This window comes from Stutzerimonas stutzeri KOS6 (assembly GCF_000307775.2).
Taxonomy (GTDB): domain Bacteria; phylum Pseudomonadota; class Gammaproteobacteria; order Pseudomonadales; family Pseudomonadaceae; genus Stutzerimonas; species Stutzerimonas stutzeri_B.
On the sequence record NZ_KK020676.1, the window covers coordinates 177,175 to 196,002 of the forward strand.

Below are 18,828 nucleotides of genomic sequence, written 5' to 3' on the forward strand. Positions count from 1 at the left end.
ATGGCTCCCCCCTACCGCATGGGAGACCGTGCCGGGGAGTACCGTGTGCGGCGAAGCGCAGCATGGGCTGCGATCAAACCGCGATGCGGCGCGTTTGCGCCAGCCGGCACCCGTCAGCCCTCCCTGCCGACTCCGTATTCACGCAGCTTGTTGGCGATGGTGGTGTGCGACACCCCAAGGCGCTTGCCCAGTTGGCGGCTGCTCGGAAACTGCTTGTACAGCCCTTCGAGCACCGCCTTCTCGAAGCGCCCGACGATGCTCGCCAGATCGCCTTCCAGGGAGAAATCGCCCAGCGGCTGCGCGGCGCCGTAGCCCGGCAGGCGGATGTGCTCGGGCTTGATGCTGCCGCCCTCGCACAGCGAAACCGCCTGGAACAGGGTGTTCTCCAGCTGCCGCACATTGCCCGGCCAGTGGTAGCCGGCCAGCCGCTCCAGCGCCTGCGGTGAAAGCGTCGGCAGCGCGCAGCCGATCTGCCGGCTGGCCTGGTCGATGAAGTGCAGCGCCAGCGGCTGCAGGCCGTCGAGGCAATCGCGCAGCGGCGGGATATGCAGCGACAGTACGTTGAGGCGGTGATACAGATCCTGGCGGAACTGCCCGCTGGCACAGAGTTCGGACAGATCGAGCTGGGTCGCGCAGATCACCCGCACATCGAGATAGACCTCCTCGTCGCTGCCGACCCGACGGAAACCGCCGTCCTGCAGAAAGCGCAGCAGCTTGGCCTGCAGCCGCGGGCTCATCTCGCCGACGCCATCGAGAAACAGCGTGCCGCCGGCGGTCAGTTCCAGCAGGCCGAGCTTGCCTTCCGGGCGAGCGCCCTCGAAGGCACCGGGGCCGTAGCCGAACAGCTCGGTCTCGGCCATCGACTCCGGCAGGCCGGCGCAGTTGAGCGCCATGAACGGCGACTGCCCGCGCGGGCTGGACAGATGACAGGCGCGCGCCAGCAGCTCCTTGCCAGTGCCGGTCTCGCCTTCGATCAGCAGCGGCGCATCGAGTGGCGCCATGCGCCGCGCCTCGCGCACCACCGCGGCCATCACTTTCGAGCTCTGGAAGATGCTGTCGAAGCCGCGCAGCTCCTGCTTGCGCACCTGATAGATGCGTTCGCCGACCCGATCGGCGCGATGCAGGGTCAGCACCGCGCCGGCCAGCGCCTCGCTGTCGTCGTGTTCGGATTGCAGCGGGGCGATGTCGGCGAGGAACACGTCGCCCTTGATCTTCACCCGCAGGCCGTTGATACGCGCCTTGTTGGCGCGCACCAGCTCGGGCAGGTCGAAGTCCTCGGCGTAGCGCGACAGGCTCATGCCCGGCACCTCGTCGACGCGCACGCCGAGCAGTTGGGCGGCGGCGCGGTTGGCGGCGACGATGGCGCCGCTCATGTCGATCGACAGCACGGGAAACTCCAGCGCACCGAGCAGCGCATTGAGCTCCAGCGAATGCCGCTCACTGGGCATCAGGCTGACCTTGCGCAGCTCGAACACGCCGGGCAGCGCCTCGATCTTCGGTCGCAGCGCCTGCAGTTGCAGGTTCATCAGGTTGGGGCAGTGCAGGTAGACGGCGTTGCCCTGCTCGCCGCCGACCTCGCCGCGGGCGACGTTGATACCGTAGTCGACCAGCAGGTTGAGCATGTCGCGCAGGATGCCGACGCGGTTCTGGCAAAGGATCTTGATACGCATGGCGAAGCCCTGTTGTTTTGTTGTGGGGCTGGCGGCGCTTCGTTCGAGCACCGCAAATTTTCGTCAAGATTATTTGCCAGACGAGCCGTCTTGCAATGCCGCCGATCCGGCCCCTGGCGAAAACGTCAGATTTTCCTTACAGACAACGCCGTGTACGGTGCGACATTGCGCCACAGAGGGACTCGTCGAGGGTGCGTCTTCGCGTTCGAATGAGGGCAACAACAAGATGCCCAGGCGGCCAGGAGTACCGATGAAGACGACCCACTACGTAGCCCGCGAACCGGACGCGCAGGGGCACATTCATTACCCCGACGCCGAACATGCGGTATGGCGGACGCTGGTCGAGCGGCAGCTGAAGCTGCTCGACGGGCGCGCCTGCCAGGAATACCTCGACGGCCTCGAGCAACTCGCCCTGCCCCGCGAGCGCATCCCGCAGCTCGGCGAGATCAATCGCGTGCTGGCCGCCAGCACCGGTTGGCAGGTCGAGCGCGTGCCGGCGCTGATCCCCTTCCAGCGCTTTTTCGAACTCTTGGCCAGCAAGCGCTTCCCGGTCGCCACCTTCATCCGCACGCCGGAAGAGCTGGATTACCTGCAGGAGCCGGACATCTTCCACGAGATCTTCGGCCACTGCCCGCTGCTGACCAATCCCTGGTTCGCCGAATTCACCCACACCTACGGCCAGCTCGGCTTGAAAGCCAGCAAGGAGGAACGGGTGTACCTCGCACGGCTGTACTGGATGACCGTGGAGTTCGGCCTGGTGGACGCCCCAGCCAGGCTGCGCATTTACGGCGGCGGCATCCTCTCCTCGCCGAAGGAGACGCGCTACAGCCTGTCCGCCGAGCCGGAGCGGCAGCCGTTCGATGCCATGGAAGCCATGCGCACGCCCTATCGCATCGACATCCTGCAGCCGCTGTATTTCGTTCTGCCGGACTTCAAGCAGCTGTTCGACCTGGCACAACAGGACATCATGGCGATGGTGCGCGAGGCCATGCGCCTGGGCCTGCACCAGCCGAAGTTTCCGCCCAAGGCGGCGTGATCCGGCCCTGTGTGATGCTCGTGGTGGGCTGAAGCCCACCCTACGGGCGCCATCTTGTTCTGTAGGGTGGGCTTCAGCCCACCACCTTGCCTAAGCTTCAACCTTCGAACGACTTCAATCATCAAGAAAGGGACCTACACCATGACCGCCCTCGCCCAAGCCCAATGCGAAGCCTGCCGCGCCGATGCACCCAAAGTGTCCGATGAAGAACTGGCCGAGCTGATCCGCGAAATCCCCGACTGGAACATCGAAGTGCGCGGCGACCACATGGAGCTGGAGCGTGTCTTCCTGTTCCGCAACTTCCGCCACGCCCTGGCCTTTACCAACGCAGTCGGCGCCATAGCCGAGGAAGTCGGCCACCATCCCGCCCTGCTCACCGAGTGGGGCAAGGTCACCGTGACCTGGTGGAGCCACGAGATGCGCGGCCTGCACCGCAACGACTTCATCATGGCTGCACGCACCGACCAGGTGGCCAGCAACGCGGAGGGCCGCAAGTAATGCACTTCGGCCAGATTCCCCGCGTGCCCGGCGATCCGATCCTCGGCCTGATGGACCTGTATCGCGCCGATCCGAACCCGGCCAAGCTCGACCTGGGCGTCGGCGTCTACAAGGATACCCAGGGCCTGACGCCGATCCCGCGCGCGGTGAAGCTGGCCGAGCAGCGCCTGGTCGACAGTGAGCAGACCAAGAGCTACATCGGCGGCCACGGCGACGCCCAGTTCGGTGCCCTCTTGCTGCGCCAGGTGCTCGGTAGCCGCGACATCGCCCTCGGCGAACAGCGCGCCGGCTGCACCCAGGCGCCGGGCGGCACCGGCGCGCTGCGCCTGGCCGGCGAGTTCATCGCCAAATGCCTCGCCGGTCGCAGCATCTGGCTGAGCGATCCGACCTGGCCGATCCACGAAACCCTGTTCGCCGCCGCCGGCCTGCGCGTGCAGCACTACCCCTACGTCGGTGCCGACAACCGCCTCGATGTCGACGGCATGCTCGCCACGCTGCAACAGGTGCCGCCTGGAGACATGGTGCTGCTGCACGCCTGCTGCCACAACCCCACCGGCTTCGACCTGAATCACGCCGACTGGCTGCGGGTGCTGGAGGTGGTGCGCGCACGCGAGCTGCTGCCGCTGTTCGACTTCGCCTACCAGGGCTTTGGCGATGGCCTGGAAGAGGACGCCTGGGCAGTACGGCTGTTCGCCGAATCGCTGCCGGAAATGCTCATCACCAGCTCCTGCTCGAAGAACTTCGGCCTCTATCGCGAACGCACTGGCGCGTTGATCGCCATCACCCGCGATGCCGAGCGCCTGCTCGACGTGCGCAGCCAGCTCGCGTCGCTGGCCCGCAACCTCTGGTCGACGCCACCGGCCCACGGCGCCGCGGTGGTGGCGACGATCCTGGCCGACGAACCGCTGCGGCAGGTCTGGCAGGACGAGGTGGAGCGCATGCGCCAGCGCATCGCCGGGCTGCGCCATGGCCTGGTCGAGGCGCTGACGCCCTATGGCCTGGCCGAGCGCTTCGCGCATATCGCCGGGCAGCGGGGGATGTTCTCCTACACCGGCCTCACCGCCGAGCAGGTACGCCGGCTACGCGCCGAGGACTCGGTGTATCTGCTGGAAAGCGGTCGGGCCAATGTCGCCGGGCTGGATGCCGAGCGTCTGGACGACCTGGCCAAGGCCATCGCGCGAGTGGTGCAGGGCTGAACGAAGGTGCGCGCCGGTGACGCCGCTTCTGGCGACGTCGCCGGGTGCGCCGGGGCGAGGAGACAGTTGCGCGGCTCGTGACCACACAGCAGGCTGCCGAAGCAGCACCGGCACGATAAGGCGGCAAGCTTTCCGCTGGCTTTCAACGTGCGCCGCTGCTGCCTATGCTGAGCGGCAGTCGTCCGCCCGATTACCGCCATGCCTGATTCCAGCGACCTCCAGCAACTGCTCGCCGCCCTGCATGAACAGGGCTTCGTGCTGCTGCGCAGCGTGATCGACCCGCCGACGATCACCGAACTGCACGAGGCCATCGACCGGCTCGAACCGATCCACTGGGATTACCAGGGCCTGGTCGACGACCACTACAAGTGCGTTTTCAACCGCTCGCCGTTCTGGCTGCGCTTTCTCGATCTGCCCGGGGTGATCGAACTGGCCGAGGCAGCGCTCGGCGCGGATTGCCACATCATCGGCCAGACCGCCTGGCGCAGCCGCCCGGGCTTCATCGGCGGCGAGCTGCATGCCGACTACCTGGCCATGGAGCTACCGGAAAGCCTGCTGGCCGATCCGGCCTTCGATCTGCCGATGCAGGTCTGCACCGCGCACCTGTACCTGGAGGACATCGACGCCGACCTCTGCCCGACGCTGGTAATTCCCGGCAGCCACCGCGCCGGGCGCAAGCCGCGCCCGGGCGAAACGCGGTGGCATGGCCGCGCGGCCGAGCCGGTGCTGTGCCAGGCCGGCGACGTGCTGTTCTTTCGCAGCGATCTCTGGCACGCCGGCAGTCGCAACCGCAGCGCCGGGCGCAGCCGCTACCTGCTGCAGATCCACTACGGCCGACGCATGGTGGCGCAGAAGTTCTCGCCCTACCTGCACTTCAGCTTCAACCCCGAGGTGCTGGCCGCCGCCACGCCGCGCCAGCGCCGCCTGCTCGGCGAGCACGAGGCGGCCGAGTACGACTGAACCCCTGGCACCGAACCTGCATCGACCGAGGCCCGCCGCGCCCGCGCGGCCATTGACTCGCATTCGCCAGATGAGGATTCGCCATGATCAGCAGTCGTGAACAGGTCACCCAGATGATCGTCGCCGCCAAGGTGCGCAAGGGCCTGAAGTGGACGCATGTCGCCGACAGCATCGGCATGTCCAAGGAGTGGACCACCGCCGGTTGCCTCGGTCAGATGGCCTTCGACAAGGCCCAGGCGGAAACCCTGGGGCAGCTCTTCGAACTCTCCGACGAGGCCGTCGCCTGGCTGCAGATCGCCCCCTACAAGGGCTCGCTGCCCACCGCGGTGCCGACCGATCCGCTGATCTATCGCTGGTACGAGCTGGTCAACGTCTACGGCACCACCATCAAGGAGCTGATCCACGAGGAATTCGGCGACGGCATCATGAGCGCCATCGATTTCTCCATGGACATCCAGCGCGAGCACGATCCCAAGGGCGATCGCGTCAATGTGGTGCTGTCCGGCAAGTTCCTGCCCTACAAGAGTTACTGAGCCGTTCAGCGAGTACGGATTTCGCCACGCGCTAGGCTTTGGACGCTGTTGCCCAGCGGATCGGCAGCATTGAGGTCCGCACCGCGTTCGCGCAGCGCCTCGAGCAATGCCTCGCGCTGGAACAGTGCGGCGTACATCGCCGGCGTCTGCCCGGCATTGTTGCGCTGGTTGGGATCGCACTCGGTTGCCAGCAGGCGTTTGGCAATGCCGAGCTCGCCCTTGAATATGGCGCCGAGCAGCGCAGTGTTGCCGCGCTTGTCTTCGGCGCAGGCATCGGCACCGGCGGCGAGCAGGCGCTCCACCGTATCGCCATGGCCGTTATAGGCCGCCAGGATCAGCGCGGTATAACCCTTGTCATCCGCCGTGTTCAGGTCGTAGCCGGCCTGGATGAATTCGTCGAGGATCTCGCTATCGCCGAAACGTGCGGCGTTGAAGAAGTAATCGCGCAACTGCTGCTGGACCGCTTCGGGCGTGTCAGCGGCATTCGCCAGTGGCCCATCGGCCAGGGCGGCCGCGCTGCCCAACAGCAGAACTGCCATCAGCCAAAGACCTTTCATGTTGCCTCCACGATAAAAAGACCCGGGCCATCGCCCGACCCGGGTAAAAAACAACCGCTTAGTCCTGCAGCTCGGCCGCTAGCGCCTTGACCCGCTTGAGGTCGGCCTTGGCCACCTTGGTCAGGCCCTCGCCGTACTCGTGATCAGCCTTGTAGAAGAACGACAGCAGGATGTGCCTGGCCTCGTCGTCAGCCTTGGCCAGCTCGCCACCCAGGGTGTTGATCAGGTCGGTCTGCTCCTTCTTGCTGAACGAGCGGTACAGATCGCCGGCCTGCTTGAAGTTCTGCTGACGCTGGATCGGCGCCTGCTGGGTGGTACCGCTCAGCGGCAGCTTGCTGTAGATGGCGCGCGGGGTTTCCTCGCGGTTCTCGCGGCGGCTCGGCTGGTAGTTGACGCTGCTGGTGGTGTGGCCGGCGTTCAGCTGGCCGTCCTGGTTGCCGTTGTTGACCGGCACCTTCGGACGGTTGATCGGCAGGCTCATGCCATTGGCACCGACGCGGTACATCTGGGTGTCGGCGTAGGAGAACAGACGGCCCTGCAGCAGGCGGTCCTCGGACGGCTCGATACCCGGCACCAGATTGGCCGGCGCCATGGCGACCTGCTCGGTTTCCTGGAAGATGTTGTCCGGGTTCCTGTTCAACACCATCTGACCGATCTTGCGCTCGGGCACATCAGGCCAGATCTTGGTGGCGTCCAGCGGATCGAAGTCGAACCTGGCCAGATCCTGCGGCTTGAGCACCTGGATCATCAGGTCCCACTTGGGGTAGTCGCCGTTGTCGATGGCGGTGACCAGGTCACGTGACAGGTGGCTGTAGTCCTTGCCCTGCATCGCCTCGTTCTCTTTCGGGTCGAGGTTCTTCAGGCCCTGCAGGCTCTTCCAGCGGAACTTCACGTAATGTGTTTCGGCCTGTTCGTTGACGAACTTGTAGGCGTGCACACCGTTGCCGTCCATCATCCGGTAGCTGGCCGGGGTGCCCTGGTTGGAGTACAGCAGGGTCAGGGTGCGGGTGGCTTCCGGGTGGTGCGAGAGGAAGTCGAAGCGGCGGCTGTCGTCATCCAGGTTGGTGCGCGGGTCCGGCTTGAACGAGTGGACCATGTCCGGGAACTTGATGGCGTCGCGGATGAAGAAGGTCGGGAAGTTGTTGCCGACCAGGTCCCAGTTGCCATCGGCGGTGTAGAACTTGGTGGCGAAGCCGCGCGGGTCGCGCAGGGTTTCCGGCGAGTGCAGGCCGTGAACCACGGTGGAGAAGCGGACGAACACCGGTGTGCTGCTGCCCTTCTCGAAGACCTTGGCCAGGGTCAGGTCGGAGATGTCTTCGGTGGCGGTGAACTCACCGTGGGCACCGGTGCCGCGGGCATGCACGACACGCTCGGGGACGCGCTCGCGACCGAAGCGCTGCAGCTTCTGCAGCAATTGCACGTCCTGCAGCAGGGTCGGGCCGTTGGGGCCGGCGGTTTGGGAGTTCTGGTTGTTGCCGACCGGCGCGCCGTTGTCGCGGGTCAGCGGGGCAGCGTGGGCAGAAAGTGCAAGCAGGCTCGCGCAAAGAACGCCGAGAGCAAGGCTCGCGGGCGCGGAGCGCAGTTGATACGGGGACATGAGTCTTCCTCTTCTGATTTCTAATCGCGTCCAGGACGCGGAAAAGAAGCCTAAGGGAGCGCCTATTAATGCCCCAATTGAATAAGCCGAATGCCGCCATAGAAAGAATGTCGCTCCGTTTGGTGGAGTTTCGCGCTAAAGGGGCCATCGCGGTTCAGTTCACCCGGCCCGTGCACCGACATGAACCAACAATCAGAGCGACCCTCGTACCAGCACGCCGAGTTGGCTGATCGGTCAGCAATGGCATGGCATCTGCACTGCGGCTGCATCCACCTTGCGGAGCATCCAACATGAACCAGCCCGTCGATACCGACTACCCCCTGAGCGAAGTGCCCGCCGGCGCGCGCAAGGGGCTGTGGTCCACCTCAATCCTGCTGTTCGGCTTCACCTTCTTCACCGCCACCATGTTCGCCGGCGGCAAAATCGGCCTCGCCTTCGACTTCAAGACCATGCTCTGGGCAGCGGTGATCGGCAATCTGCTGCTCGGCGCCTATGCCGCCGCACTCGGCCTGATCGCCTGTCGCAGCGGGCTGAACTCGGTGCTGATGGGGCGCTTCTGCTTCGGCGAAGTCGGCAGCCGGCTGTCCGACTTCCTGCTCGGTTTCACCCAGATCGGCTGGTACGCCTGGGGCACGGCGACTATCGCCATCGTCCTGGTGCGTCTGCTGGAGCTGCCGCAAGGCTGGACGATGCCGCTGATGGTGCTGTTCGGCTTCGGTTTCTGCCTCACCGCCTTCGTCGGCTACAAGGGCCTCGACCTGCTTTCGCGCATTGCCGTGCCGGCGATGCTGGTGCTGCTGCTCACCTCGCTGTGGATCGCCACGCGCGACAGTGGTGGCCTGGACGGCCTGCTTGCGGTGCAGCCCAGCGACAGCCTGACCTTCGGCATGGCCATCACGATGATCTTCGGCACCTTCGTCAGCGGCGCGACCCAGGCCACCAACTGGACGCGCTTCGCCAGGAGCGGCAAGGTCGCGGTGTGGGCCAGCCTGATCGGCTTCTTCATCGGCAACGGCCTGATGATCATCGCCGGCGCCTACGGGGCAATCGTCTACCAGCAGCCGGATATCGTCGAAGTGCTGGTGCTGCAGGGGCTGTCGATGGCCGCGGTGGTGATGCTCTTTCTCAATCTCTGGACCACCCAGGACAACACCATCTACAACTTCGCCGCCGCCGGCTGCAACCTGTTGCGTACCGAGCGGCGCCGGCTGGTCACCTTGAGCGGCGCCTTCGTCGGCACGCTGCTGGCGCTGGGCGGCATGTACGAGCTGCTGATCCCGTTCCTGATCCTGCTCGGCTCGATCATTCCGCCCATCGGAGGGGTGATCATGGCCGACTACTTCTACCGCCACCGCGGCCAGTATCCGAAGCTGGCCGAGGCGCGGCTGCCCAGGTACAACAGCCTGGGCCTGGCGGCCTATGTGTTCGGTGCGGCCTGCGCGTATTTCTCACCCTGGGTGGCGCCCATCGTCGGCATACTGGTGGCTGCCGCAGCCTATATCGTGCTGTACGAGGGCCAGCGCATGGCCCGCTCACGCACGCTGCTGAATCAACCCGACGCACGCTGAACCAAAGGAGTCGCCATGAACATCCTCAACGCCCGCCTGCGGGGCCGCAGCGGTCTGTACCGCATCGAGCTGGAGGGCGCGCGTATCGCCGCCATCACCGCGCAGCAGGCGCCGGCCGGAGCCGGCCAGGGCGATATCGACGCTGCCAGCAATCTGGTGGTGCCTCCCTTCATCGAGCCGCACATCCACCTGGACGCCACCCTTACCGCTGGCGAGCCGGCCTGGAACATGAGCGGCACGCTATTCGAAGGCATCGAGCGCTGGGGCGAGCGCAAGGCACTGGTGACCCACGAGGACACCAAGGCGCGGGCGAAAAAGACCATCGACATGCTAGTCGACCACGGCATCCAGCACGTGCGCACCCACGTCGACGTCACCGACCCGACGCTCTCGGCGCTGAAATCAATGCTCGAAGTGCGCGAGGAAACCCGCCACCTGATCGACCTGCAGATCGTCGCCTTCCCGCAGGAGGGCATCGAATCATTCAAGGGCGGTCGCGAGCTGATGACCGAGGCGATCGCCATGGGCGCCGATGTGGTCGGCGGCATTCCGCACTTCGAGAACACCCGCGACCAGGGCGTCAGCTCCATCAGGTTCCTCATGGACCTGGCCGAGCGCAGCGGCTGCCTGGTGGACGTGCACTGCGACGAGACCGATGACCCACAGTCGCGTTTTCTCGAGGTGCTCGCCGAAGAGGCGCGGGTACGCGACATGGGCCAGCGGGTCACCGCCAGCCACACCACGGCGATGGGCTCCTACGACAACGCCTACTGCTCCAAGCTGTTCCGCCTGCTCAAGCTGTCGAAGATCAACTTCGTCTCCTGCCCGACCGAGAGCATCCACCTGCAGGGCCGCTTCGACACCTACCCCAAGCGCCGTGGCCTGACCCGCGTGGCCGAGATCGACCGCGCCGGGATGAACGTCTGCTTCGGCCAGGATTCCATCGTCGACCCCTGGTATCCGCTGGGCAACGGCAACATCCTGCGCATCCTCGAAGCGGGGCTGCACATCTGCCACATGCTCGGCTACGAGGACCTGCAACGCGGCCTGGACCTGATCACCGACAACAGCGCGCGCACGCTGGACCTGGGCGAGCGCTACGGGCTGGAGGTGGGGCGCCCGGCCAACCTGCTGGTGCTGTCGGCGCCGGACGACTACGAGATGCTGCGCACCCAGGGCCATGCCCTGCTTTCGGTGCGCAATGGCGAGGTGCTGATGCGCCGCACGCCGGCGCAGATCCAGCGTTACTGAGCGGCGGCGGTGGTCTTGAGCAGACGGTTGATGTTGGCCATCTCCTCGGCCGGCGTCAGCTTCAGCTGCGAGAGATAGGCCGCCAGCGCCTCGACGTCCGCGGCGGAGAGATGGGAGGCCACCCCGATCATCACCGATCCGGCGCGGCTGGGATCGTTCTCGCGAAAGCGCGTCAACGCCTTGCGAATGTACTCCCGGGGCTGGCCGGCCAGTCGCGGCATGGTTTCCATGCCTTCGGCGTGAGTACCGTGACAGCCGGTACAGGTGGTCTGGAAGATCTTTTCCCCGGTGTTGCGTAGCGCGGCATCCACTGTGCCTACCGGCGGATTGACCTTCTGCTGACTGAAGTAAACGGCGATATTTACCCGCTCCTCCAGGCTGAGGTTCTTCGCCAGCTTGGACATGACGAAATCGATACGCTCGCCGCTGGCGAACTTCTCGAAGGCATGGAACAGGTAGAGCGGATTCTGCCCGGCCAGGTTGGGAATGTGCGTGCGCTTGCTGTTGCCGTTCGCGCCATGGCAATAGGAGCAGAACACCGCGCGCTCCTGGCCGGCCAGGCTGGCCTGCTGACGGCGCTGCTCGTCGGCCATGACATGGTTGAATCGTTCGATCACCTCTTCGCTGGCATGGGCGAACGGAACGAAGCAGGCAAGCAGAGCAAGGACGAGCTTACGCATGGAGGACATCCGTTTACTGAAGTAGCCGGTAGGTGTTTTTCAGGCGGGCCGACTATAGGAAGGCCGGCGACAGCGGACCCCGGCACAGGTCAACAAAAAGTGTCCGTGTGCGCGGCGCGCTCCTCTTTCGTGATCCACGTCACACGCACATGAGCCGGCCAAAAAAAGACGGCATTTATGCCATAAGCCATGCCCTTACAGCCAAACCATGCAAGTGCGCGCCTTTGCCGCATTGACCATAGAAAAATTCGATGAAGCGTTTTGCCAGATGGACCAGACAGCAGGGAGGTATTCGACTAAAGTAGCAACCCTTCACCACCGAGGAGCCGTAACCCCCATGCTAGATGGACATGCAGAGCTGACCATGACCGTGCTGATGACGCCGGACAAAGCCAATTTCTCCGGCAACGTACATGGCGGCACGCTGCTCAAGTATCTCGACGAAGTCGCCTACGCCTGCGCCAGCCGCTACGCCGGGCAGTACGTCGTCACCCTCTCGGTGGATCAGGTGGTGTTCCGCCAGCCCGTGCATGTCGGCGAACTGGTTACCTTCCTCGCCTCGGTCAACTACACCGGCACCACCTCGATGGAAATCGGCATCAAGGTCATCACCGAAGACATCCGCAATAAAACCGTACGCCACACCAACAGCTGCTTCTTCACCATGGTCGCCCTCGGCGAGGACGGCAAGCCGGTACCGGTACCGCCACTGAACCCGAAGACCGCCGAACAGCAGCGCCGCTTCGCCCAGGCCTACCAGCGTCGCGAAATCCGCCGCGAGCTGGAGCAGCGCTACAGCGAACTGCGTGCCGGCAACGAGCGCCTCACCGCGGTGAACTGAGCTGCCCCAGGTGATCGATGTGGACTCCGGCCTGCCCGGAGTCCACGCCAGCCCCCCGATTTGTCACAAAACCTTATACAATGCGCGGCTTTCCGCATCCCGCCCCCGAGGACCTGCCGTGAGCTCGCTGCCGCCCTGCCCCAAATGCAACTCCGAATACACCTACGAAGACGGCCAGATGCTGGTCTGTCCCGAGTGCGCCCATGAGTGGTCCGCCACCGAGCGCGCGGCTGCCGCGAGCGAAAGCGACAAGGTGATCAAGGACTCGGTAGGCAATACCCTGCAGGATGGCGACACCGTCAGCGTGATCAAGGATCTCAAGGTCAAGGGCTCGTCGCTGCTGGTCAAGGTCGGCACCAAGGTCAAGAACATCCGTCTGGTCGATGGCGACCATGACATCGATTGCAAGATCGACGGCATCGGCGCCATGAAGCTCAAGTCCGAGTTCGTCAGGAAAGTCTGAGCCGCGCGTGTATCGAAAAAAGCCCGACTCGTCGGGCTTTTTCGTTTCAGATCAAGCGCAACAGCCAGTCCAGACGCTCACGACTGAAGCCGCTGCCGATGAACAGCAGGTCGATCCAGAACGCCTGATGCAGCACCACGATGAGCCAGAATGCCAGCTGGTAGCTCAGCTTGCGGGTCTTGTGGCGGAACACTTGCTGCGCCACGAGCGCGCCCGGCCAGCCGCCGGCCAGCTCGAAGAAATGCAGCGTGGTTTCCGGCGTGCGCCAGCGATCCTTCAGCGCGCTGTGCTTGTCGCGCCAATAAAGCAGGAAGGTCAGCAGGCTGGCGCCGGTATAGATCACCAGCGGCAACGCCGTGCCCAGGCGCAAGAGGCTGCCCACCAGCGGCAACAGGCAAAGCAGGACGAAGACCACCAGCTTGGCGGGCAGGTACTGAATGCCGCTGGCCACCAGGCGCCGCGACGGTTTGTCCCTGCTTCGTCCGGCCGGGTGCGGAGCGTTCGCTTGCCGAGTCGCCTGCCCCTGGCTGGCCGGGCGCTGGCGGATCGCCGGCTGGTCCAGTGCCAGCGGCGCATCCAGCCGCACATGCTCGGCGCGCAGGCGCCCCTGAGGATCGCGCCCGGCCACGTAGAGCACCCGGTCGCCCACCAGTGGCCGGCGCTCGCCATGCACGGCCGATATGTGGGCGAAAACGTCCTCGCCGCCCTGCTCCGGGCGAATGAAGCCGAAGCCCTTCTGGTCATTCCAGCTTTTCAGCGTGCCTCGCTGTTCCATGCACCGAAATCCATGTGATCAAAGTCGCGCATGCTAACCGAGCCCGGCATGCGTTGGCTGCACACCGCTATGGCCAGGGCATGGCGGTCGGCGTTATGGTCGGACGATCATCAGCCCCGGGATGAACCATGGCCAGCAAGCCCAGCAGTGCGAACAAGCAGAAACACCTCGCGGTCTTGATCGACGCCGACAACGCGCCGGCGGCCATCGTCGAAGGGCTGTTCGAGGAGATCGCCAAATATGGCGTCGCCAGCGTCAAGCGTATCTACGGCGACTGGACCAAACCCAACCTCGGCAGCTGGAAGAAGGTGCTGCTCGACTATTCCATCCAGCCGATCCAGCAGTTCGCCTATACCTCGGGCAAGAACGCCACCGACAGCTCGCTGATCATCGATGCCATGGACCTGCTCTACACCCGGCGCTTCGACGGTTTCTGCCTGGTTTCCAGCGACAGCGACTTCACCCGCCTGGCCGCGCGCATCCGCGAAGAGGGCCTGACGGTCTACGGATTCGGCGAGCAGAAAACGCCCTCGCCGTTCGTTTCCGCCTGCGACAAGTTCATCTACACCGAGATCCTGCGCGCCGATGCGGCGAAGGTCGTCGCCGAGTCGCCGTCTTCCGAGAAACTCGCCGCGGCCGCCGCACAGGTCGAGGAAAGCAGCAGGCCGGCCCGTGCCAGCGAAAAGAACGACGCGATGAAAAGCCAGCAGGTACCGGTGGACTTCATCGCCAAGGTGCTCGACGACCTGTCAGAAGAAGACGACTGGATCCAGCTCGGCACCCTCGGGCAGAACATCAGCAAGCTGCGCCCGGCCTTCGATCCGCGGCTGTACGGCTGCAAGAAGCTCAGCGACCTGATCGCCGCCCAGCCCAGGCGTTTCGACCTGGAATCACGCGGCAGCAGCGCCAGCGGCGGCAAGGACCTCTACGTGCGCCTGCGCAAGCCGGGCAAGCACTGAAGCCGGCGATCAGCACGGCACTGCAGCTTCCAGGCCGCAGACCCGGTCCCGTCCCTCGTGCTTGGCGCGATACAGGGCGGCATCGGCACGACGCAGCAGGCTGTCCAGCGTGTCCGTCGCGTTCAGCTCGGCCACCCCGGCACTCAGAGTCTGCCGCTGTCCGGTAGCGAACGGGAACTCCCGCGCCTGTTCACAGAGCCGCTCGGCGAAAACCAGCGCCTGCTGGCCACTGGTTTCCGGGCACAGCACCATAAACTCTTCACCGCCCCAGCGCCCGACCACATCGGCGCCACGCAGGCAGCCCACCAGCAACTCTGCGAACTGGACAAGGACGCGGTCACCCAGCTGGTGGCCGAACTCGTCGTTGATGCGTTTGAAATGATCGACATCCAGCATGACGATCGACAATGGCCGGTGATAGCGCAAGGCCTGGTCCAGGGCGATGGCGAAGCGGCCGTCCAGCGCTGCGCGGTTGGCCAGCCCGGTAAGTGGATCGGTCTGAGACTTGATCTGTAGCTGCTCGTTCAGCCGGCGCAGGCGCCCGATCCAGAACAGGCTGGTCAGCAGGATTACCGAGAACAGCACCACCAGTTGCACCAGCAGCCGGTAGTCGGTGCCCGATTCCAGGCGAATCGGTGCATGGCTATTGGCGATCTGATTCAACTCCACCGGCGTGATGGTGGCGATGGCCTTGTCCAGTATGTCGCGCAGTATCGGCTCGCCCTTCAAAACGCCGATACGGAACTGGTTGTGGGCGCTGTTCAGCTGCCCGGCGATCTTCAGGTTGAACCAGCCTTCACGGCGGATGGTATAGGCGGCCACCGTCAACGAGCGGATGGTCAGGTCCGCCTGGCGCTCGTTGACCAGCGACAGTGCCTGGGCATCGGTATCCGTGCGAATGATCGTCAGCCGTGGGTAATCGCGACGGATGCGCTCCTCGATGGAGGTGCCGGATGGCAAGGCAACCGTTGCAGTCGAGACGGCGGCCAGATCGGCCACATAGGGATGATCCTCGCGCGCGATCACGACATTGGTATCGGTGAACAGCGGTTGCGTGAAGATCAGCCAGGCATCACGCTCCGGTGTCTGGTTGAGAAAACTCAACAGCTGGCAGCGACCCGCCTGGGACGCTGCCAGCGACGCGTCCCAGTCCCGCGTCGGCACGACTTCCAGTTGCAGCCCCGTGCGCTCCGCGACGAGCCGCAGCAGATCGGCCGCGATGCCCTCGTGCTCGCCACGGGCATTGAGCATCTCGAAGGGCAGCCAGTCGGGATCGACGCACATGCTGACGGTCCCGTTCCGGTCCATCCAGTCACGCTCGGCAGCACTCAGCTCGAGCGCTACATCGGTCGATGCCGGGACACCACCGGGAACAGCCAGCAATGCAACGAGCGCAAACCTTTTCACTGAAGCGACCCCCGAACAGACCGCACGCAACGCTGACAATGCGAGCAGTTCAACACGCGGGAAACGCCGCGGCAAGCCAGGCGCGGCTTATCGCCAAACGCTCGCCGGCTTCACTCCGGACGGTGCGGGCTAAAGATTTGCAACCTTTGTTCGGCGCGCTAATCGAACCGAGCGAACAGGACCTCTTCTAAAGGTGACCGAACGATGGAGGTTTCCATGAGCAAGCCGCTACTTCTCGCCTGCAGCCTGGCACTCTACGCACCACTGGCCCTGGCTCGGACAGCCGAACCGGAGATCGTGACCCACTTCGAGGGCCTGGATATCCAGGTCAGCCCAATGGGCGTGCCGGCCCGATCCGAGGGCGTCGAAGGGGAGCTGCTCGGCGTCCGCGCGGTCAAGGTGATGAACCGCTCCGATGCCCAGATCACCTGCGAATTCCACGTGCCGGCCGACGCCCGGGCAGACGCCTCGGCACCGCCGGTCTTCACCGTGGCGCCCGGTTCGCAGGCCGTGGAGCGGGTACCGGGCGAATACTCGCCCGACCGGCCCTATGCGGAAATCACCTGCCGCTCGAGCGAACTCAGCCCGGCACAGTGAGCTGCATGGGCGTCAGCGGCGTTCCTCACGAATGAAGGGCACGCCCAGCGCCCCCGGCTGGTTACCGCTGACATTCCTGCCGCTGGCGACCCAGATCATTACCGCCAGGGTCACCGCATAGGGCGTCATCAGCACGAAGTACTGCGGCAAACGCACGCCGGCGGCGGCCAGTTGCGGGATCAGCGCCTCGATGCAACCGAACAGCAGCGCACCGGCCAGTGCCTTCCACGGCGACCAGCGCGCGAAGATCACCAGCGCCACGGCGATCCAGCCGCGGCCGCCGGTCATGTCGGCGATCCACAGCTTGGTGCTGAGCACCGAGATATAGGCGCCGGCCAGGCCGATCAGCGCGGAGCCGGCGAGAATCGCCGCCAGCCGATAGCCGAGCACGGAAATCCCCGCGGCATCCGCCGCCTGCGGATTCTCGCCCACCGCGCGCAACCGCAGGCCGGTGGTGGTGCGGGAGAGAAACCAGACCACTCCGACGAATATCAGCGGCGTCATGAACACCAGCGGGTTCTGCACGAACAGCTTGCCCAGCACGGGCAACTCCGACAGCGGCCACAGCTCGATGGCGCCCGGGCCCTTCACCGGCTTGTTGGTCCAGTCCAGCAGCGTGCCGAGCAGTCCGGTCAGGCCCTGGCAGAAGAACACCAGCGCCAGTCCGGCGATGACCTGGTTGATGCGCAGCACCAGCACCATCAGCGCGAACAGCAGCGACACCAGCCCCGCCGCGCCCATGGCCAGCAGCAACGAAATGCCGGGCATGCCGTAGGCCAGCTGCGCGCCGATGCCGGCCAGCGCGCCGACCAGCATCAGCCCCTCGGCGCCAAGAGCCAGTACCCCGGCGCGCTCGGTGAGGATCAGCCCCAGCGCCGCGAGGGCGAAGGGTACGGCGAAGTCCGGCGTATTGCCGAGCCAGTTGGCGATCATGTCCATCAGCTTTCGCCTCCCTGAACGCGGCGGATACGGTGGCGGATGAAGAAATCCGACGAGGCGACGCAGATCACCAGGATCGCCTGGATCAGCTGCACCATGGAAAACGGGATCTGGTAGAACACCTGCAGGCTGCGCCCGGCGACGAACAGCATCGCCATCAGCAGCGCCACCACCAGTGCAGCAAGCGGATTGTTGCGCGCCAGGAAGGCGATGAGGATGCCGGAGAAGCCGTAGCCCTGGTAGAACGACTGGGTCAGCCGGCCCTCCTGCCCGGCGGTCACCAGAAACCCGGCGATGCCGGCCATGGCGCCGGACACCAGCACCGTGCCGATGATCATCTTCTGCACCGGCACACCCACGGCGCCGGCCACCCGCGGATTGGCGTCGACGAAGCGCAGGTAAAGCCCGGCGCGCGAGATACCGAGAAACCACAGCGCCAGCAAGGCCACCAGGATCGCCAACGGCACCGCCGCGCTAATGCCGTCGAATAGCTCGGGCAGGCGCTCGAACGGCTGGAATTGCGGCGAGTAAGGGAACGAGCTCTTCGGGTCCTTCCAACTGCCGTAGAGCAGGTGCAGCAGGAAATTGATCGCCAGGTAGTTGAGCATCAGCGTGGAGATGATCTCGTTGACCTTCAGCCGCAGCTTGAGCAGCACCGGCGCCAGCGCCCAGAGCAGACCGCAGCAGATCGCCGCGGCCAGCATCAGCGGCAGACGCAGGGCGGGCGGGCCGACCTCGAACAGCGAAATCGCCGTGGCGCCGATGGCCCCCCAGATCATCTGCCCCTCGAGCCCCAGGTTCCAGAACCTGGCGCGAAACGCCATGCAGCCGGCCAGGCCGACGAGAATCATCGGCGCGGCCTGGAACAGCACCGCCTTCAGGCTCTGGGCGTCGAACACCGTGAGGACGACGAACTCGTTGAGCAACTCGCCGGCCGGAACGCCGGCGGCGATCAGTATCGCGGCGCAGATGCCCAGCCCCAGCAACAGGGCAAGGCCGATGATCAGGGCCTGCCACGGCCAGGCCAGCTGCTGGCGGATTTCCAGCGCATATCGCCGCGACAGCAGCGGCTGCTTCGAGCGCTTCGCCACCTGCGCGGCCTGCTCCAGCATCACGGGGCGTACCTGTTCATTCATGCCTCACCTCGCGTGCTTCGCATTGTTGAGCTACCTGTAGAGTCGAATTCATTCGACCGATTCTCCACGCTGCGCCCGACGCGGCTGCGGTGCCGTTGGGCGAACAAGTTCGCCCCTACAGCTCGGGGCATCAGCATCACCGGGGTACCTGCATTTGCATCGAGA

19 protein-coding genes are annotated in these 18,828 nt (G+C 65.1%); 11 read left to right on the forward strand and 8 right to left on the reverse strand.

Annotation, left to right across the window (positions count from 1 at the left end; translation table 11 throughout):
- Positions 1-113: 113 nt before the first annotated feature.
- Positions 114-1,670: a sigma-54-dependent phenylalanine hydroxylase transcriptional regulator PhhR gene (locus B597_RS29365; RefSeq protein WP_003293377.1), complete on the reverse strand. Its 1,557-nt coding sequence runs from the start codon at positions 1,668-1,670 to the stop codon at positions 114-116.
- 250 nt (positions 1,671-1,920) lie between these two features.
- Here B597_RS29365 and phhA point away from each other — a divergent pair, with 250 nt between their 5' ends.
- From phhA to cynS, 5 genes are all read left to right on the forward strand, one after another.
- Positions 1,921-2,706: a phenylalanine 4-monooxygenase gene (gene phhA / locus B597_RS29370; RefSeq protein ID WP_003293380.1), complete on the forward strand. Its 786-nt coding sequence runs from the start codon at positions 1,921-1,923 to the stop codon at positions 2,704-2,706.
- 141 nt (positions 2,707-2,847) lie between these two features.
- Complete coding sequence (locus tag B597_RS29375) at positions 2,848-3,204, forward strand: 4a-hydroxytetrahydrobiopterin dehydratase (RefSeq protein WP_003293381.1); 357 nt, start codon at positions 2,848-2,850, stop codon at positions 3,202-3,204.
- On the forward strand, positions 3,204-4,400 hold the full coding sequence (locus B597_RS29380; RefSeq protein ID WP_024161767.1) for an amino acid aminotransferase: 1,197 nt from the start codon (positions 3,204-3,206) through the stop codon (positions 4,398-4,400). The genes B597_RS29375 and B597_RS29380 overlap by 1 nt, the downstream gene beginning before the upstream one ends.
- A gap of 198 nt (positions 4,401-4,598) precedes the next feature.
- Entirely contained in the window at positions 4,599-5,360 is a 762-nt protein-coding gene (locus B597_RS29385) for a phytanoyl-CoA dioxygenase family protein (protein ID WP_024161768.1), read from the forward strand.
- A gap of 83 nt (positions 5,361-5,443) precedes the next feature.
- Positions 5,444-5,893, forward strand: coding sequence for a cyanase (cynS, locus tag B597_RS29390; RefSeq protein ID WP_003295283.1), 450 nt, complete (start codon positions 5,444-5,446; stop codon positions 5,891-5,893).
- Positions 5,894-5,898: 5 nt separating this feature from the next.
- Here the strand turns inward: cynS and B597_RS29395 are convergent, their stop codons facing one another.
- Both B597_RS29395 and B597_RS29400 read right to left on the reverse strand, forming a co-directional pair.
- On the reverse strand, positions 5,899-6,450 hold the full coding sequence (locus B597_RS29395) for an ankyrin repeat domain-containing protein (RefSeq protein WP_003295284.1): 552 nt from the start codon (positions 6,448-6,450) through the stop codon (positions 5,899-5,901).
- A 58-nt stretch (positions 6,451-6,508) separates the two neighbouring features.
- Positions 6,509-8,047: a catalase gene (locus B597_RS29400; protein WP_003295285.1), complete on the reverse strand. Its 1,539-nt coding sequence runs from the start codon at positions 8,045-8,047 to the stop codon at positions 6,509-6,511.
- A 290-nt stretch (positions 8,048-8,337) separates the two neighbouring features.
- On the opposite strand from B597_RS29400, the gene codB reads away from it, so the two are divergent.
- Together codB and codA are read left to right on the forward strand one after the other, a co-directional pair.
- Complete coding sequence (codB, locus tag B597_RS29405; RefSeq protein ID WP_003295288.1) at positions 8,338-9,615, forward strand: cytosine permease; 1,278 nt, start codon at positions 8,338-8,340, stop codon at positions 9,613-9,615.
- 15 nt (positions 9,616-9,630) lie between these two features.
- A complete protein-coding gene (codA, locus tag B597_RS29410; protein ID WP_003295290.1) occupies positions 9,631-10,866 on the forward strand; it encodes a cytosine deaminase in 1,236 nt (411 codons plus the stop codon).
- On the opposite strand, the gene B597_RS29415 is transcribed toward codA, so the two are convergent.
- Positions 10,860-11,546, reverse strand: coding sequence for a c-type cytochrome (locus tag B597_RS29415; RefSeq protein ID WP_003295292.1), 687 nt, complete (start codon positions 11,544-11,546; stop codon positions 10,860-10,862). The genes codA and B597_RS29415 overlap by 7 nt on opposite strands.
- Before the next feature lie 337 nt (positions 11,547-11,883).
- Here B597_RS29415 and B597_RS29420 point away from each other — a divergent pair, with 337 nt between their 5' ends.
- Positions 11,884-12,387, forward strand: a complete 504-nt coding sequence (locus tag B597_RS29420; protein ID WP_003295293.1) for an acyl-CoA thioesterase — start codon at positions 11,884-11,886, stop codon at positions 12,385-12,387.
- A 118-nt stretch (positions 12,388-12,505) separates the two neighbouring features.
- Entirely contained in the window at positions 12,506-12,850 is a 345-nt protein-coding gene (locus B597_RS29425; RefSeq protein ID WP_003295295.1) for a zinc ribbon domain-containing protein YjdM, read from the forward strand.
- A 46-nt stretch (positions 12,851-12,896) separates the two neighbouring features.
- On the opposite strand, the gene B597_RS29430 is transcribed toward B597_RS29425, so the two are convergent.
- Positions 12,897-13,625, reverse strand: coding sequence for a DUF1294 domain-containing protein (locus tag B597_RS29430; protein WP_003295296.1), 729 nt, complete (start codon positions 13,623-13,625; stop codon positions 12,897-12,899).
- Positions 13,626-13,753: 128 nt separating this feature from the next.
- Between B597_RS29430 and B597_RS29435 the strand changes: the two genes are divergently transcribed.
- Positions 13,754-14,584, forward strand: coding sequence for an NYN domain-containing protein (locus B597_RS29435; protein ID WP_003295298.1), 831 nt, complete (start codon positions 13,754-13,756; stop codon positions 14,582-14,584).
- Positions 14,585-14,593: 9 nt separating this feature from the next.
- Here the strand turns inward: B597_RS29435 and B597_RS29440 are convergent, their stop codons facing one another.
- Positions 14,594-15,892 (reverse strand): diguanylate cyclase, encoded by a 1,299-nt coding sequence (locus B597_RS29440; protein ID WP_419184905.1) that lies wholly within the window; start codon positions 15,890-15,892, stop codon positions 14,594-14,596.
- Positions 15,893-16,207: 315 nt separating this feature from the next.
- Here B597_RS29440 and B597_RS29445 point away from each other — a divergent pair, with 315 nt between their 5' ends.
- Entirely contained in the window at positions 16,208-16,588 is a 381-nt protein-coding gene (locus B597_RS29445; protein ID WP_024161770.1) for a hypothetical protein, read from the forward strand.
- 12 nt (positions 16,589-16,600) lie between these two features.
- Here the strand turns inward: B597_RS29445 and B597_RS29450 are convergent, their stop codons facing one another.
- Together B597_RS29450 and B597_RS29455 are read right to left on the reverse strand one after the other, a co-directional pair.
- Positions 16,601-17,527 carry an ABC transporter permease gene (locus B597_RS29450; protein ID WP_003295301.1) on the reverse strand — a complete coding sequence of 309 codons (927 nt, stop codon included), beginning with the start codon at positions 17,525-17,527 and terminating at the stop codon, positions 16,601-16,603.
- Complete coding sequence (locus B597_RS29455) at positions 17,527-18,663, reverse strand: ABC transporter permease (RefSeq protein WP_024161771.1); 1,137 nt, start codon at positions 18,661-18,663, stop codon at positions 17,527-17,529. Before B597_RS29455 ends, B597_RS29450 begins: the two co-directional genes overlap by 1 nt.
- Positions 18,664-18,828 lie beyond the last annotated feature (165 nt).

Bases quoted from the DNA above. Each gene is read 5' to 3' on its own strand.
- B597_RS29365 (WP_003293377.1), bottom strand. From the start codon at position 1,670: ATGCGTATCAAGATCCTTTGCCAGAACCGCGTCGGCATCCTGCGCGAC.
- phhA (WP_003293380.1), top strand. From the start codon at position 1,921: ATGAAGACGACCCACTACGTAGCCCGCGAACCGGACGCGCAGGGGCAC.
- B597_RS29375 (WP_003293381.1), top strand. From the start codon at position 2,848: ATGACCGCCCTCGCCCAAGCCCAATGCGAAGCCTGCCGCGCCGATGCA.
- B597_RS29380 (WP_024161767.1), top strand. From the start codon at position 3,204: ATGCACTTCGGCCAGATTCCCCGCGTGCCCGGCGATCCGATCCTCGGC.
- B597_RS29385 (WP_024161768.1), top strand. From the start codon at position 4,599: ATGCCTGATTCCAGCGACCTCCAGCAACTGCTCGCCGCCCTGCATGAA.
- cynS (WP_003295283.1), top strand. From the start codon at position 5,444: ATGATCAGCAGTCGTGAACAGGTCACCCAGATGATCGTCGCCGCCAAG.
- B597_RS29395 (WP_003295284.1), bottom strand. From the start codon at position 6,450: ATGAAAGGTCTTTGGCTGATGGCAGTTCTGCTGTTGGGCAGCGCGGCC.
- B597_RS29400 (WP_003295285.1), bottom strand. From the start codon at position 8,047: ATGTCCCCGTATCAACTGCGCTCCGCGCCCGCGAGCCTTGCTCTCGGC.
- codB (WP_003295288.1), top strand. From the start codon at position 8,338: ATGAACCAGCCCGTCGATACCGACTACCCCCTGAGCGAAGTGCCCGCC.
- codA (WP_003295290.1), top strand. From the start codon at position 9,631: ATGAACATCCTCAACGCCCGCCTGCGGGGCCGCAGCGGTCTGTACCGC.
- B597_RS29415 (WP_003295292.1), bottom strand. From the start codon at position 11,546: ATGCGTAAGCTCGTCCTTGCTCTGCTTGCCTGCTTCGTTCCGTTCGCC.
- B597_RS29420 (WP_003295293.1), top strand. From the start codon at position 11,884: ATGCTAGATGGACATGCAGAGCTGACCATGACCGTGCTGATGACGCCG.
- B597_RS29430 (WP_003295296.1), bottom strand. From the start codon at position 13,625: ATGGAACAGCGAGGCACGCTGAAAAGCTGGAATGACCAGAAGGGCTTC.
- B597_RS29435 (WP_003295298.1), top strand. From the start codon at position 13,754: ATGGCCAGCAAGCCCAGCAGTGCGAACAAGCAGAAACACCTCGCGGTC.
- B597_RS29440 (WP_419184905.1), bottom strand. From the start codon at position 15,892: ATGGACCGGAACGGGACCGTCAGCATGTGCGTCGATCCCGACTGGCTG.
- B597_RS29445 (WP_024161770.1), top strand. From the start codon at position 16,208: ATGAGCAAGCCGCTACTTCTCGCCTGCAGCCTGGCACTCTACGCACCA.
- B597_RS29450 (WP_003295301.1), bottom strand. From the start codon at position 17,527: ATGGACATGATCGCCAACTGGCTCGGCAATACGCCGGACTTCGCCGTA.
- B597_RS29455 (WP_024161771.1), bottom strand. From the start codon at position 18,663: ATGAATGAACAGGTACGCCCCGTGATGCTGGAGCAGGCCGCGCAGGTG.